This is a genomic window from Gemmatimonadales bacterium (assembly GCA_035502185.1).
GTDB lineage: Bacteria > Gemmatimonadota > Gemmatimonadetes > Gemmatimonadales > JACORV01 > Fen-1245.
The window spans coordinates 1-14,383 of record DATJUT010000112.1 but is presented as its reverse complement, the minus strand read 5'-3'; the positions used below and the strand labels follow the sequence as shown (position 1 = coordinate 14,383).

General features: G+C 72.5%; 10 protein-coding genes and 1 tRNA gene. 7 read left to right on the top strand and 4 right to left on the bottom strand.

All coding sequences use genetic code 11. The features are described from left to right. Nucleotides 1-100 precede the first annotated feature (100 nt). Nucleotides 101-1,252, top strand: coding sequence for an HD domain-containing protein (locus VMF70_14985; GenBank protein ID HTT69327.1), 1,152 nt, complete (start codon nt 101-103; stop codon nt 1,250-1,252). 227 nt (nt 1,253-1,479) lie between these two features. Here VMF70_14985 and VMF70_14980 read toward each other — a convergent pair whose 3' ends face one another. The 4 genes from VMF70_14980 to VMF70_14965 form a co-directional block, all read right to left on the bottom strand. Further along, on the bottom strand, nt 1,480-2,259 hold the full coding sequence (locus VMF70_14980; protein HTT69326.1) for a Stp1/IreP family PP2C-type Ser/Thr phosphatase: 780 nt from the start codon (nt 2,257-2,259) through the stop codon (nt 1,480-1,482). 26 nt (nt 2,260-2,285) lie between these two features. After that, nucleotides 2,286-3,638 (bottom strand): FHA domain-containing protein, encoded by a 1,353-nt coding sequence (locus VMF70_14975; GenBank protein HTT69325.1) that lies wholly within the window; start codon nt 3,636-3,638, stop codon nt 2,286-2,288. Between the two features lie 68 nt (nt 3,639-3,706). After that, nucleotides 3,707-5,521 carry an ABC transporter ATP-binding protein gene (locus VMF70_14970; protein HTT69324.1) on the bottom strand — a complete coding sequence of 605 codons (1,815 nt, stop codon included), beginning with the start codon at nt 5,519-5,521 and terminating at the stop codon, nt 3,707-3,709. Continuing rightward, nucleotides 5,518-6,600, bottom strand: coding sequence for a lysylphosphatidylglycerol synthase transmembrane domain-containing protein (locus VMF70_14965; GenBank protein ID HTT69323.1), 1,083 nt, complete (start codon nt 6,598-6,600; stop codon nt 5,518-5,520). The genes VMF70_14970 and VMF70_14965 overlap by 4 nt, the downstream gene beginning before the upstream one ends. 72 nt (nt 6,601-6,672) lie before the next feature. On the opposite strand from VMF70_14965, the gene uvrA reads away from it, so the two are divergent. From uvrA to VMF70_14935, 6 genes are all read left to right on the top strand, one after another. Then, a complete protein-coding gene (gene uvrA / locus VMF70_14960) occupies nt 6,673-9,537 on the top strand; it encodes an excinuclease ABC subunit UvrA (GenBank protein ID HTT69322.1) in 2,865 nt (954 codons plus the stop codon). A gap of 9 nt (nt 9,538-9,546) precedes the next feature. After that, a complete protein-coding gene (locus VMF70_14955; protein ID HTT69321.1) occupies nt 9,547-10,236 on the top strand; it encodes a polysaccharide biosynthesis/export family protein in 690 nt (229 codons plus the stop codon). Between the two features lie 4 nt (nt 10,237-10,240). Continuing rightward, nucleotides 10,241-10,804: an ATP-binding protein gene (locus VMF70_14950; protein ID HTT69320.1), complete on the top strand. Its 564-nt coding sequence runs from the start codon at nt 10,241-10,243 to the stop codon at nt 10,802-10,804. 548 nt (nt 10,805-11,352) lie between these two features. Next, the gene (locus VMF70_14945; GenBank protein ID HTT69319.1) at nt 11,353-13,413 is read left to right on the top strand and encodes a TonB-dependent receptor; all 2,061 of its coding nucleotides are present in this window, start codon (nt 11,353-11,355) and stop codon (nt 13,411-13,413) included. 182 nt (nt 13,414-13,595) lie between these two features. Beyond that, a tRNA-Asn gene (locus tag VMF70_14940) sits at nt 13,596-13,668 on the top strand. A gap of 14 nt (nt 13,669-13,682) precedes the next feature. Continuing rightward, on the top strand, nt 13,683-14,249 hold the full coding sequence (locus VMF70_14935) for a methyltransferase domain-containing protein (protein HTT69318.1): 567 nt from the start codon (nt 13,683-13,685) through the stop codon (nt 14,247-14,249). The last annotated feature ends 134 nt before the right edge of the window (nt 14,250-14,383 follow it).

The window sequence follows — 14,383 nt, the reverse complement described above, 5'->3', positions numbered from 1 at the left end:
GAGGGAGGACCCGATCGGCGAGCAGCGCGCACCCAAGGCCCAGGTCGTCCGCGACCTGCTGTGGCAGAACATCCGGCTCGAGCCCGCCGCGGTCCGCGTGGTGGACACGCCGGCCTTCCAGCGGCTGCGCTACGTGCGGCAGCTGGGCCACGCGTTCCTCGTCTATCCCGGCGCCACGCATTCGCGCTTCGAGCACGCGCTCGGCACCTATCACCTGGCCTGCCGGGCGCTCGCCACGCTCCGCGACCGCGGGAGCCTGGGCGCCGCCGACGACCGCGACGCACTGCTCGTCCGCCTCGCCGCCCTGCTGCACGACATCGGCCACTATCCCTTCTCGCACGCGCTCGAGGAGGCCGGGTTCGCTTCGCACGAGGCGCTGGGCGCGGCGTCGATCCGGAGCGGCCCGCTGGCCGCCGCGCTCGCCGCGGCCGGCGGCGCGGACGCGGCGGCGGCCGTCGGCGCGATCATCACCGGCGCCAGCGCGCACCCGCTGGCGGGCCTCGTGTCGGGCTCGATCGATCTCGACAAGATCGACTACCTCAAGCGCGACGCGTTGATGTGCGGCGTGCCCTACGGGGAGATCGACGTGGACCGCCTGCTCGCCTGCCTGGTGGTCGTCGAGCTGGACGGCCGGCGGCGCGTGGGCCTGATGGAGAAGGGCCTCGCGGCCCTCGAGTCGCTGCTGTTCGCCAAGTATCAGATGTACCGCAACGTCTACTGGCACCATGCCGCCCGCAGCGCGAACGCCATGTTCAAGCGACTGGTGGGGGCCGCGGTCCGGGACGCGGCCATCCAGCCCGCGGCCCTGGCCGTGGCCACCGACGACGCGCTGATCCACGAGCTGGCGGCGCGCGACCGGAACGGCATCGCGCTGGCGCTCCGGGAGCGGCGGCTCTACAAGCGCGCCCTCGAGCTGCTGCCCGGCGAATTGGGCCGGGACGTGCCGTCGTGGCTGTGGGAGGGCGGCGAGCCGCTGCGCCAGGCGGAGGACGCGCTCGCGAAACGGTGCGGCCTCGCGCCGGGCGAGCTGCTGATCGACTTCCCGCACAAGACGGCGATGCTCGGCCTCGACCTTCCCATCGCGCGTGCGGACGGCGCGGTCGAGCTGCTGACCGACAGCGGGTGGCCGGGCCGGATGGACCTGCCGAGGATGGCGGAAGACCTGGTGGAGTCGGCGCGGCGGCTCCGGGTGTTCGTGGCGCGGCCGGCGACGGTCAACGCGTCGGAGTTGCGGGCTGCGCTGGCGCCGTAACGACTACCCCTCCCGCCTGCCGCCCGGCGCCGCCGGGGCAGTGACGCCCGCCTGACGCGCGCGCCGTAGCATCATCCCCATGCTCGCTCATCTACCGCCCGCGCTCGTCGCTCTCGGCGGTCGACTCGCTCATCACCGGACTGTCGAGCGAGCCCGGGGTGCGCTACGCGTTCGGCGTGGCGATGCGTGACGTGAGACGGCTGGGGCGGTGACTCTGCAGGACGGCGCTACTGCGCCGGCTGGGCCGCGGCCGCGGCCGCGTCGCCCACCGGCTCGTCGACCGTGTCCACCCGCACGATGACGACGGTGATGTTGTCGAGGCCGCCGCGCCGGTTCGCCTCGCCGACCAGCCGGTCCACCCACTTCTCCGGCGTGCCGTCGCTCTTGACGATCGCGGCGAGCACGTCGTCCTCCAGCATCCCGGTTAGCCCGTCGCTCGCGAGCAGGAACACGTCGCCGGCGCGCACCACGCCGCTGAACAGGTCGGGCGTCACGTCGCCGCTCGCGCCCACGCAGCGGGTGATGACGTTGGAGTACGGATGGGTGCGGGCCTGCTCCGGCGTGAGGTAGCCGGCGTCCACCTGCTCCTGGACGTACGAGTGGTCCTTGGTCAGCTGGTGGAACACGCCGTCGCGCATCAGGTAGCCGCGGCTGTCCCCGACCTGGCCGAGCAGGTAGCGGTTGGCGTGCAGCACCAGCGTGGTGCACGTGGTGCCCATGCCCCGCTTGTCGTGCTCGCTCAGGGTCCGCTCGTAGATGGCCGCGTTGGCGTCGCGAATCGCCTGGATCATCCGCGCGGCGGCGTCGTCGGGCGTGAGCCCGCGGAAGCTGCCGAGGTCCTGGGCGACGATGCGCACCGCCATCTCGCTCGCCACCTCGCCGGCCGCGTGCCCGCCCATCCCGTCGGCGACGATGAAGATCCCCCGCTCGGGGACCATCAGGTAGTTGTCTTCGTTCCCGGACCGGATCAGTCCGACGTCGGTCCGCGCAGCGCAGGTGATGTGCAAGCGGTGTCCGGCGTGGGGGTGGAGAATTATCGGGACGGGCCCGAGGGCTTCTTCAGGTCCTGCAGCTGCACGGCCGACATCGTCCGCGTGGCCTTCGGTGCGTTGATGTCCGCGTCGTCGTCGGTCGGCTCGAAGATCAGCTGCACGTCGCCGAAGCGCACGAACGCCCCCGGCGCGAGTGGAATGTCACCCTCGATTCTCTCCCCGTCCACCATCGTCCCGTTGGTGGACCCGAGGTCGGTGAGGACCCAGACGCCCTCGCGGCGGGTCAGCTTCGCGTGCTGCGAGGACACCGAGTCGTCGGGAATCTGCATGTCGTTGTACTCGGCCCGCCCGATGTTGACGATCGGCACCTTCACGAACAGCCGCTGCCCCTTGAGCGCGCCGGAGCGCACCAGGAACTTCGCCAGCGGCCCGCCCGGCGCCGACGCGCGTGGCCGCCCGGCCGGCGGCGCAACGGCGGGCGCCGGCGGCGGGGGCGGGGGCGCCGCGGGGCGGGACGGGGCCGGCGGCGGGGCGGGGCTCGGCGGCGCCGCTGCCGGGCTCGCCGCTCCGGCGCCCTGCGCCGGCCGCTTGCCGGTCTCGAAGTACCCGGTGGACTGCAGGTGCGCCGCGTACGCCGGCGGCGGGACCGGCGGCTCGGGTGCGGCGGGCGCGGGTGCCGCGGCCCGGGGCGGAGCCGGCGGGGCGGGAGCGGCCGCCCGGGGCGCCGGCGCGTCGGCGTAGAAGCGGAACTCCTCGTCGGCGATCTTGATCACGTCGGCGCGGGCCAGCAGCCGCTGGTTCTCCACCTTCTCGCCGTTGACGAGCGTGCCGTTGGTGCTGGTGTCGATGAGCACGTAGCCGCGCGGCGACGCCACGATCTCCGCGTGGCGGCGCGACACCTGCCCGCCCGGCACCACCACGTCCGCGCCCGCCTCCCGCCCGAACTTGAGCGCGGTCTCCACCCGGTATTCGCGCCCGTCGGTAAGCGAGATCACCCGCCCGCCGGTGGTCCCCACCGGCTGCGCCGTCGCGCCGCCCGGCGGCGGCGCCGGCGGCGTGAGGTTCGCCAGGTTCACGGCCGAGACGTATTGGGTGCTGCCGCTCTTGCGCTCGTCCGCGAACAGCAGATCCAGGCCCGCGACGGTGATCTTGTCGCCGTGCAGCAGCGGCTGGGGCAGCGGGCCGAGCCGCACCCCGTTCACCTCGACCACGGCGGCGTCGTCCGCCCGGCGGATCGTGACCGCCAGGTCGGGCGCGGGACCGGTCGCCAGCACGGCGTGGCGTGGTGCGATGCCCGGGCGCTCGAGACGGAGATGGCAGGCGGCATCCGCCCCCAGGAGCACCTCGCCCGCCGGGAGATGAAACCGCTTCCCCTCGTACTCGATGAACGCCATTCCCGCCGCCCGATCGTGAAGATTCGGAACAACGTAGCCGCCGCCCAACGGCGGGGCAAGCACGCCGATCACCGGGGGGCGTCGGCCAGGCCGGCGCCCAATTGCAGCTGGTACAACCGCTCGTACAGCCCGCCCGCCGCCAGCAGCTCCCGGTGGCTCCCGCGCTCCCGGACCACGCCGTGGTGGAGCACCAGGATCGTGTCCGCGTTCTGCACGGTGGACAGCCGGTGCGCGATCACGAGGCTGGTGCGGCCCTGCATCAGCTCCGCGATGGCCGCCTGGATCTGCTCCTCGGCCTCCGCGTCCACCGAGCTGGTGGCTTCGTCCAGGACCAGGATCGCGGGGTCCACGGCGAGGGCGCGCGCGAACGCCAGGAGCTGGCGCTCGCCCACCGAGACGTTCTGCCCGCGCTCCCCCAGCCGGTGCGCGTAGCGGGTCGGCAGCCGCTCGATGAACCGGTGGGCCCCCACCCGCCGCGCCGCGGCTTCGACCGCACGGTCGGGCAGGTCCGCGCCCAGCCGGATGTTCGACGCCAGGTCGCCGGTGAACAGGAACACGTCCTGCTGCACCAGGCCGATGAGCCCGCGCAGCTCCCGCTGCGCCAGCTCGCGGATGTCCACGCCGTCCACGGTGATGCGGCCCCGCTCCACGTCGTAGAACCGCAGCAGCAGGTTGATGATCGTGGTCTTCCCCGCCCCGGTGTGCCCCACGATCGCCACGGTCTCGCCCGGCCGGGCCTCGAACGAGACGTCGCGCAGCACCCAGCCGTCGTCGCCGCGCTCCTGGCCGTCGGCGGCGGGGTAGCGGAACCACACCCCCTCGAAGGCCACCGTGCCGCGCACCGGCCGCGGCAGCGCCACCGGGTGCGCGGCGTCGCGCACGGTCTCCGCCGTGTCGAGCAGCCGGAACACCCGCTCCGACGACGCCATCGCCGCCTGGACGATGTTGTACTTCTCCGACAGGTCCTGGAGCGGCCGGAAGAACCGGCGCGCCAGCTGCAGGAACGCCGCCAGCACGCCCACCGTCAGGGTGTGGCCGAGGGCGCGGCCGCCCCCGTAGAGCAGGATGCTGGCGAGGGCCACCGAGGTCAGCACCTCGATGGCGGGGAAGAACAGCGCGTAGGCGGCGATGGACGCGAGGTTCGCGTCGAGGTGCGCGCGGTTCACCGCCTCGAACCGCGCCGCCGCGTGCGCCTCGCGGCCGAACAGCTGCACCACGCGCATCCCGGTGACGTGCTCCTGGAGGAAGGCGTTGATGCGCGCCAGCTTGACCCGGATGTCCCGGTACGCGTGACGCACCGTGGCCTGGAAGATCCGCGCCGCCGCGAAGACGAACGGGATCACGGCGAACGACACCAGCGCCAGCTTCGCGTCCACGGCCAGCATCCACACCATGATCACCAGCAGCGTGAACAGGTCGCCGAACAGCGCGACGACGCCGCCGGTGAACAGGTCGTTCAGCGTCTCGACGTCGCTGGTGACGCGGGTCATCAGCCGGCCGACCGGGTTGCGGTCGTAGAACGGGATCGGCAGCCGCTGCAGCTTGACGAAGATCTCGAGCCTCAGGTCCACCATCACCCGCTGGCCGATCAGCGCCGTGAGCACGGTCTGGCCGTACTCGAGGACGAACTCCGCCGCCGACGCGCCGGCCATCGCCACGCCGAGCAGCAGGATGAGGTGGAGGTTCCGGGCCGGGATGGCCCGGTCGATCGCGACCTGCGTCAGGTACGGTCCCGCCAGCTGCAGCACCGCGCCGCCGAGCAGCATCGCGATGGCGCCCAGCGTGATCCACGCGTACGGCCGCAGGTAGCGCAGCAGCCGCCGCATCAGCGCCGTGTCGAGCGGCTTGCCGAGCGCCTCCTCCTCGTGGAACGGCGCGGTCATGAGACGGCGACGGCCTCCGCGGAGGACTCGGCTTCGTCCAGCCGGCCGTGCAGCATCTTGAAGAAGACGAACGAGCCCACGATCACCGTGGCGTAGCTCACGGTGAACCGCCACAGCAGCGTGTACACCCCCACCAGGGCCCGCGGCACGTAGAGCCCCATGAGCGCGGCCGACAGCGCCTCCGCCGCGCCCGCCCCGCCGGGCGTCGGCGCGAAGTAGAGCAGGAACGAGATCGTGGTCTGCACCAGCAGCACGTCCACCAGGTTCGCCTGGATGCCGAGCATGCGGAGCACGACCCAGGCGGCCATCAGCTTGTTGGCGTGGGCGAGCGACGAGGTCACCACCCCGCCGAGCATCGCCAGCCAGCCGGCGGGCGTGAGGAACTTAACCACGCACGCCTGCATCCGGTCGATGCCCTCCCGCAGCCCCGCCACGCGGCCGGCGATGCGCGCGCTGCCCCGCCGCTCCAGGAAGCCGATCGCCGCGTGCAGCAGCGCCCGCGCCCGCCCGGGGAACACGATCACGAACAGCAGCAGCACCCCAACCGCCACGAAGCCCCAGGCGCTCGCCTTGAATACGTCGTACAGCGTGACGTGGACCAGCGGCACGCCGTGCTGGCGCAGCGACCGGCCCGCGCCGAGCACGATGGCCAGCGGCCCCGCGATGGCGAAGAACACCACCGTGCCCACGAAGCTCATGAAGGCCGCGATGGTGGCCTCGGGCAGCGGGACGCCGTAGCGGGTCATCGCCCAGATCATCACCGGCCCGCCGGCGGTCTGCGACGGCGTGAGGTAGCAGCCCCAGGTGTTGAGGCCGCCCGCCACGATCATCCCGCCCAGCGGCGTGCCGCGGTGGAGGAACCGCGCCAGCAGCCAGAGGCGGAAGCCGCCGCCCCACCAGTCGGAGGACGCGAGCGCGAGCGCCGCGAGCACCCAGCCCACCCGGAGGCGCTCGACGGCCTCCAGCGACGCGCGCCAGTTGTTGCCGTAGATGAGCAGCGCGACGAGCGCGATGACGGAAGCGAGCGCGAACAGCTCGAGGCCGCGGCGCAGGAGCCGCGGCGAAAGCAGCGACGCCATGTGGCGCGTAAGCTACGCGCCGCCCGCCCCGCTGGCCATCCTGCGCGCATTCCAGTAGCCTTCGCGCGGGCCATGAGATCGCTCGTCGTCCGCGGCGCCCGCCAGCACAACCTCCGGGGCTTCACCCTCGAGCTGCCCCACGGCGCCCTCATCGTGCTGACCGGCCCGTCGGGGTCCGGGAAGTCGTCCCTCGCCTTCGACACCATCTACGCCGAGGGCCAGCGCCGCTACATCGAGTCGCTGTCCACCTACGCCAAGCAGTTCCTGGAGCGGATGCCGCGGCCCGCCGTGGACGCCATCGAAGGGATCGCGCCGGCCGTGGCGATCGAGCAGAAGAACCCGACCACCTCGAGCCGCTCGACCGTGGGCACCGCCACCGAGATCTACGACTACCTGCGCCTGCTGTGGGCGCGGGTGGGCCGGGCGCGCTGCGTCGCCTGCGGCGGCGAGGTGCGCTCCGACACGGTGCAGGAGGTGGTGGACCGCCTGCTCGCCCTGGGAGGCGACTTCACCATCGCCTTCCCCCTCCCGCCCGTGGTGCGCGCCACCCACGCCCAGCTGGTCGAGAACCTGCTGGCCATGGGCTTCGTGCGCGTGATGGTGGAAGGCGCGGCCGGGCGGGGCGACGCCGCCGCGCGCTCGCCCGGGGACGCCCGGCTGCTGCGGCTCGAGGAGCTGCCGCCGGACCTCGACCTCGGACGCGCCGCCCGCGTCCTGGTCGTGGTGGACCGCCTCGCCGCCACGCCGGCCAACGCGGAACGGCTGGCGGACTCGGTGGGGACGGCGTTCACCCAGGGCGACGGCACGGCCGTCGCGGTGCCCGCCGGAGGCGAGCGGGCCACCTTCAGCGCCACCCCGCGCTGCCTCGCCTGCGGCACCGGCGCCCCGATCCTGACGCCGGCGCTATTCTCCTTCAACCATCCCCGCGGCGCCTGCCCCGGCTGCAACGGGTTCGGGGCCGTGCTCGAGTACGACGAGCACCTGATCGTCCCGGATCCGGGGCGGACGCTGGCCGAGGGCGCGATCGACCCGTGGACCAAGCCGCGCTACGACGGGCGCCGCCGCCTGCTGAAGCAGTTCTGCCGCGACGCGGACATCCCGTTCGACGCGCCGTGGAGCGCGTTGCCGGTGCCCGCCCGCGAGCGGCTGCTGCACGCGAGGAAGGGACGCTACCTGGGGATCTTCCCGTTCCTGCGGCGGCTCGAGCGCAAGCGCTACAAGCAGTACGTGCGGGTGTTCCTGCGGCAGTACCAGATGGCCAGCGAGTGCCCCGCCTGCGGCGGACGCCGCCTCAGGCCCGAGGCGCTGGCGGTGCTGGTCGGCGGCCACGCGATCGGCGCCGCCGCCGCGATGACCGCCGCGGCCCTCGGCGAGTGGCTGGCGGCCCTCGCGCTCGGCGGTCACGACCGTGCCGTGGCGGGCGTGGTGCTGGAGGAGCTGGCCCAGCGGCTGCGCGTGCTGAACGACGTCGGGCTCGGTTACCTCACGCTGGACCGCCAGACGCGCACCCTGTCCGGGGGCGAGGCGCAGCGGATCTCGCTCGCCAACGCGCTGGGCGGCAAGCTGACCGAGACGCTGTACGTGCTCGACGAGCCGACGATCGGGCTCCACCCCCGCGACACCGATCGGCTCCTGGCCCTGCTGCGCCGGCTCGCCGACCAGGGCAACACCGTGCTCGCCGTCGAGCACGATCCCGCCGCGATGCGCGCCGCCGACTGGCTCGTCGAGCTGGGGCCCGGCGCGGGCGAGCACGGCGGCTCGGTCGTGTTCGAGGGCACCGGCGCGCAGCTGGCGGCGGCGCACACCCTGACCGCCAGCTACCTGTCGGGCGAGCGCCGGATCGCGGTGCCGTCCGTGCGCCGGCGCATCGGGCCGCGCTGGATCACCGTCGAGGGCGCGACGGCCCACAACCTGAGCGACCTCACGGTCGCGATTCCCGTCGGCACGCTCACGGTGGTGACGGGCGTCTCAGGCTCGGGCAAGTCCACCCTCGTGAACGACGTGCTGTTCCGGCAGCTGGAGCGGCACTTCGAGGGCCGCCACACCGCCAAGGAGCACCTCGGCGAAGTCGTGGGGGGCGTGCGCCGCATCACCGGGCTCGAGGCCCTCGACGGCGCTGTGCTGGTGGACCAGTCACCGATCGGCCGCACGCCGCGATCCAATCCGGTGACGTACATCAAGGCGTTCGACGAGATCCGCGAGCTGTTCGCCGCCGCGCCGCTGGCGCGCGCGCGCCGCTACACGCCGGCGACCTTCTCGTTCAACGTCTCGGGCGGCGGGCGGTGCGACGTGTGCGAGGGGGCCGGCCACGTGCAGGTCGAGATGGTCTTCCTCGCCGACGTGTTCGTGCCGTGCGAGGCGTGCAACGCCACCCGGTACAGGCCCGCCGTGCTCGACGTGAAGCTCGCGGGCTTCTCGATCGCGGACGTGCTCCAGTTCACGGTGGACGAGGCCCTGCGGCGCTTCCGCCACCAGGAGCGCCTCGGCCGCGCGCTGTGGCACCTCGCGGAGGTGGGGCTGGGCTATCTCCGGCTCGGGCAGCCCGCGACCACCCTCTCGGGCGGCGAGGCGCAGCGCCTCAAGATCGCCCGCGAACTGGCAGCCGCCGGCCGGCGGCGCGGGCGCAAGCTCTACATCCTCGACGAGCCCACCACCGGCCTGCACCTCGACGACGTCCGCGTGCTGCTGGGCGTGCTGGACCGGCTGGTGGACGCCGGCAACACGGTGCTGGTGATCGAGCACCACCTGGACGTCATCAAGCGCGCCGACTGGGTCATCGACCTCGGCCCCGGCGCCGGCGCCGAGGGCGGCCGCGTGGTCGTCGCCGGCCCGCCCGAGGACGTCGGGCGGTCGCCCGAATCGGTCACCGGCCGCTACCTCCAGCCGATGCTGGGCGCCGAGGCGCCCGCGTTGACCGGCGGCGTGAGCGAACGTTAGCTTCTCCCGATGCGACGCCTCCGCCTCTCCCTCGCGCTCCTGTCCATCGTCGCCATCGGCACCGCTCGCGCCCAGAACCCGCCTCCCACGCCGCCGGCGCCCGCTGGGGCGCCCGCCGCCATTCCCGCCCGCGCGCCGGGCGTGGACACGGTCACGTCCCCGCTGGCGATCCGGCCCGGCGACGTGGTGAAGATCCAGGTGTGGGGCCACGAGGAGCTGTCCGGCGAGTTCCCGGTCGACGAGAACTACAACCTGCTGTTCCCGCTGGTCGGCTCGATCAACGTCCGCGACGTCACCGTCAGCCAGCTGCGCGAACGCCTGAACATGGAGCTGAGCCAGCTGTTCCAGCGGCCGTTCTTCACCTTGACACCGCTGTTCCGGGTGGCGGTCCTGGGCGAGGTCTACAAGCCGGGCCTCTACAGCGTGGATCCGACCCTCACCGTCTTCGACCTCCTCGCGCTCGCGGGCGGCGCCACGCGCCAGGCCAACGAGAAGAAGCTCCAGCTCATCCGCGGCGGCGCCAACATCCGCGTGCCGCTCGACCCGGCCGCCATCGCGCACTCCACCCTGCGCGAGCTGGGCGTGCGCTCCGGCGACCAGCTGGTGATGCCGCGCTCCACCTTCACCCGCGAGGACTTCGGTCTGCTGCTCGCGATCGTCAACACGATCCTGCTCGCCTACTCGATCTTCCGGAAGTAACCGCGTGAAGATCGCCTTCATCGGCTCGCACGGCGTCGGCAAGACCACGCTGTGCTTCGATCTCGCCTCGCGCCTCAAGCGGCTCGACCTCGGCGTGGACATCGTCAAGGAGGTCGCGCGCAACTGCCCGCTGCCCATCAACGAGGGCACCACCCTCGAAGCGCAGGCCTGGATCCTCCACGCCCAGATCGCCGAGGAGCTGGCCTCCAGCGCGCGGAACGACGCCGTCATCTGCGACCGCTCCGTCCTCGACAACTACGCCTACCTCGTGCACCGCTGCGGCCGCCGCCCCGAGTACGACGCCCTGGTCGCCGCCTGGGTCCCGTCCTACACCGCCCTGTTCAAGGTCCCGGTGCTGCAGCCGCCGTCGTTCGACGGCACCCGGGCCGTGAGCCGCGACTTCCAGCTCGAGATCGATCGCGGCATCGACGCGCTCGTCGAGGCGTTCCGGGTCCCGGTCCATCGGCTGGACCCGTCGGACCGTCCGGGCTGGGTCGAGGCCGTGCTCCACGCCGTCAGCCTCCCGCTCGAGCCGCCGCAGATCGATCTCTTCTCGCTGCGCGCCTGAATCGCGGGCGCCGGCCGGCCGCACGGTGGACTTGACTCCTGGCCCATAGGGGACTATTCCGTTCAGCAATGCGCACACAACGCGGGCTCGCCCGCGTGGCCTGGGCCCTCATCGCGGTCGCGGTGGGCATCTCGTTCGTGGGGCGGCCCCTCACGATGCGGGGGGGCGTAGGGGCCGCGGTGGCGCAGGCCGCCCGGGGCCAGGCCCCGGGCTCGAGTGCGCAACCGATGGACATGGGCACGGGTCGCGCCCCCGCGCCGTGCTCGCACCACAGCGGGCAGTGCTGCGCTCCGTGTCTCGCCTGCTGCCCCGGTTGCGCGACCGTGCCCGTGCCCGCAGCCTGGAGCCTGGGCGTGCCGTCGCCGGCCGCAGATCGGGTGGCCGCCGTCGCGGCGGACGCGACCCCGGCGATTGGCTCGGTCACGCGCCACCTTCAACCCCCTCCGATTGGCCCGCCGTCTCCGCTCGTCAGCTGACCGTTCGCTCGTAACACGACACTGACACCGGCCGCCGGGACGCGATCCCGCCGGCCATCAAGCGGAGCACCCATGCGATGGATGATCCTCGGCCTGGCGCTCGCCGCGCCGGCCGCGTGCCTTGCACAACAGCCGGCCCCCGACACGTCCCGGTCCCGCGCCGACACCCTGACGCGGCCTCCCATCACGCTGGTACCGGTGACCGTCACGGCCGCTCCCACCGTTCCCCAGCAGCCGGCCACGTCGGTGCACGTGACCCAGGCCGAAATCCAGCAAACGCCGGCGTTCGACCCCTATGACCTGATCCGGCAGACGGCGGGCGTCGAGGTCCACGACCAGGGGCAAGGCCCGGGCTTCGCCTCGGACGCGTCGGTGCGGGGCTACAGCTCGGATCACTCCACGGACATCGCGACGTGGGTGGACGGCGTGCCCCTCAACGAAGCCGTGAACGGCCACGCGGAGGGCTACGACGACTGGAACACCTTGTTCCCCGAAGCCATCCAGTCCGTTGACGTGATCAAGGGACCAACCAGCGCCGTGTACGGCAACTTCGCCTTCTCGGGGATCGCCAACATCCGCACGGTCGAGCGGATGCAGGGCACGGACGCCTGGCTCGATCCCGCGTCGTACGGCCGGGGGGAAGGCGGACTGCTCAGCGGGTTCGGCAACGACACGACGCACGGCGTCTTCGGACTGCGGGGCGTCCATGAGGACGGCTGGAGGGCGCACAGCAGCTACGATCTCGCTCAGGGACACGCCCGGCTCGTGCACCAGTTGGGGTCGACGACGACCCTCGACGGCGGGGTGGAGCTGTACGCCACCCAATGGAACTCGCCCGGCTTCCTGGACGACAGCCAGTTCACCGCCCATGCCTACAACGTCGTGACGAACCAGACCGACCACGGCTGGAAACTGCGCGGCCAGGAGCGCCTCAGCCTGCGCATGATTCTCGGCCCGTCGCTCGCGTGGCGGACCACCGCCTATGCGACCCAGGGAAGCTGGAAGCTGCTGCTCACGATTCCGGCCGAGCCGGGCACGTTCGAGGGAACGGGCGGGCAGACGGAAGAGGACGACCGGCGTCTGGGGGCCGGGCTGACCAGCGCCCTCACCTGGGCGCTGCCCCGCGGCGAGATCACGGTCGGGATGGGGTACGACTGGGCCCACTCGACCTATCAGAACTGGAATACGACCAACGCCATGCGGACCGACGCCAACGCCATCATCTCCCCGGCGGTCCAGGGGCAGGCCTCGCTGTTCGTCCAGGGGAGCGAGGACCTCACCAGCCACCTCCGGGCGACGCTCGGCGTGCGGTTCGATCACCGGTCCACGAGCGACACACCCGACAGCAGTCTTGGCCCGGGGTTGGGGGTGATTCCGCAGCCCGTGCTGAGCGCCGACAAGTCCATCGTCGCCCCGAAGTTCGGCCTGCTGTATCGGTTGCCCCTGGGCCTCGACCTCTACGGGAACATCTCGAAAGGGTTCCGGCAGACCGACGGCGTGATCGAGGATCCGACCCTGCCCTACATCACCATGTGGGCCTACGAGACCGGCGTGAAGCTGTCTTCCGGCGTGGTCTCGGGCAGCGTGGCGCTGTTCCGCGACGACGTGAGCAACGACCAGACGTTCGATCCGGTCACGCTGAATGCCGTGAGCGGCGGAGCCAGCCGGCGGCAGGGCGTCGAGGTCGAATTCGAGGTGCGCGCGTCCCAGGCTGTGCGCTTGAGCGGCGATTGGACGTTCCAGGACGCGCGGTACACCTCCAACACGTTGACCGAAGTGGACAGCGTGGACGGCGGGAGTTCGCTGGCCGACCTGAACGGGTTGCGGGTCTTCAACACATCGAAGTACGTCGGCCTCGTCACGGCCGAGATCGCTCCCCCCACGGCTGGTTGGCAGCTGCGCTTGACGATGAACGCGATGGGGCCGTACAGCCCGTTCGACGAGCCCGGTGTCGTCCTGCCCTCCTACACGCTGTTCAGCGTCACCGGCGTGGTGCGCCTGGGGGGCGCGGCCTCGCTGCAGGTGGGCGTCCGCAACGTCTTCGACCTCGCCTACCGCGAACTCGAAGCCGGAGGGCTCATCACCCCGGGGCAGCCACGGGCTGTCTACGGGGCCGTCCGCTACCACCTTTGAGCGCCGCTTCTCGCGGGTTCGTCCGGCCAGGGGGACCGCGCTCGTGACACGTGAGGTGCCGGCGCGGGTGCCATCGCGGCGACCTCGTCTCCGCACCGCCGCGGTCGGGCGCGCGCCCCCATACCCGGGCCGCCGTTCGGTTGACGCGGCCGCCCCACCCGTCTACGATTCGCGGTCTGCGGTCCCGAGTAGCTCAGCTGGTAGAGCAGCCGGCTGTTAACCGGCGGGTCGGGGGTTCGAGTCCCTCCTCGGGAGTTCTGAGGTGCCACATGAGCCACCTGGGCCACCGTGTCTGTCCGTGGTGGATGGGCTACTTCCTCGCCAGCCCGCTTCGCAAGCTCCGGCAGAACCCGCGCACCATCCTGTCCCCCTTCGTCACCGGGGGGATGGTCGTGCTCGAGCCGGGCCCCGGCATGGGCTATTTCACGCTCGAGCTGGCGCGCCGGGTGGGCCCGTCGGGACACGTCGTGGCGGTGGACGTTCAAGCCCGGATGCTGAGCGCGCTCGAACGCCGCGCCCGGCGGGCCGGACTGCTCGACCGGATCGAGACGCGGCTGGCGAGCGAGGGCGGCATGGGTCTCGGCGACCTCGCCGGACGAGTGGACTTCGTGCTTGCGTTCGCGATGGTGCACGAGGTGCCGGATGCCGCACGGTTCCTCGCGGAAGTATCGGCCGCCATGAAGGCGGGCGCCCGCCTCTTGCTGGCCGAGCCCCGCGGGCACGTGTCGGAGACGGGATTCTCGGCCACCATCGCTCTGGCCGAGGGCGCGGGCCTCGGACTCGTAAGCCGGCTGGACATCTCCGCAAGCCGATCCGCCCTGCTGCGGCGGCGCTGACCGCGTGACCGGGCCCGAAGCCTTCGCCGCCCTCGACCTCCGCGTCGGCCGCATCCTCGCGGCCGAGCCCCTGGCGGGCGCGCGCAAGCCGGCCTACAAGCTCACCCTGGACCTCGGCCCGCTCGGCACCCGGG

What these genes read in the sequence shown, in the direction of transcription:
- VMF70_14970 (HTT69324.1), bottom strand. Translation starts at nt 5,521, where the DNA reads ATGACCGCGCCGTTCCACGAGGAGGAGGCGCTCGGCAAGCCGCTCGAC.
- VMF70_14955 (HTT69321.1), top strand. Translation starts at nt 9,547, where the DNA reads ATGCGACGCCTCCGCCTCTCCCTCGCGCTCCTGTCCATCGTCGCCATC.
- VMF70_14965 (HTT69323.1), bottom strand. Translation starts at nt 6,600, where the DNA reads ATGGCGTCGCTGCTTTCGCCGCGGCTCCTGCGCCGCGGCCTCGAGCTG.
- uvrA (HTT69322.1), top strand. Translation starts at nt 6,673, where the DNA reads ATGAGATCGCTCGTCGTCCGCGGCGCCCGCCAGCACAACCTCCGGGGC.
- VMF70_14945 (HTT69319.1), top strand. Translation starts at nt 11,353, where the DNA reads ATGCGATGGATGATCCTCGGCCTGGCGCTCGCCGCGCCGGCCGCGTGC.
- VMF70_14935 (HTT69318.1), top strand. Translation starts at nt 13,683, where the DNA reads ATGAGCCACCTGGGCCACCGTGTCTGTCCGTGGTGGATGGGCTACTTC.
- VMF70_14975 (HTT69325.1), bottom strand. Translation starts at nt 3,638, where the DNA reads ATGGCGTTCATCGAGTACGAGGGGAAGCGGTTTCATCTCCCGGCGGGC.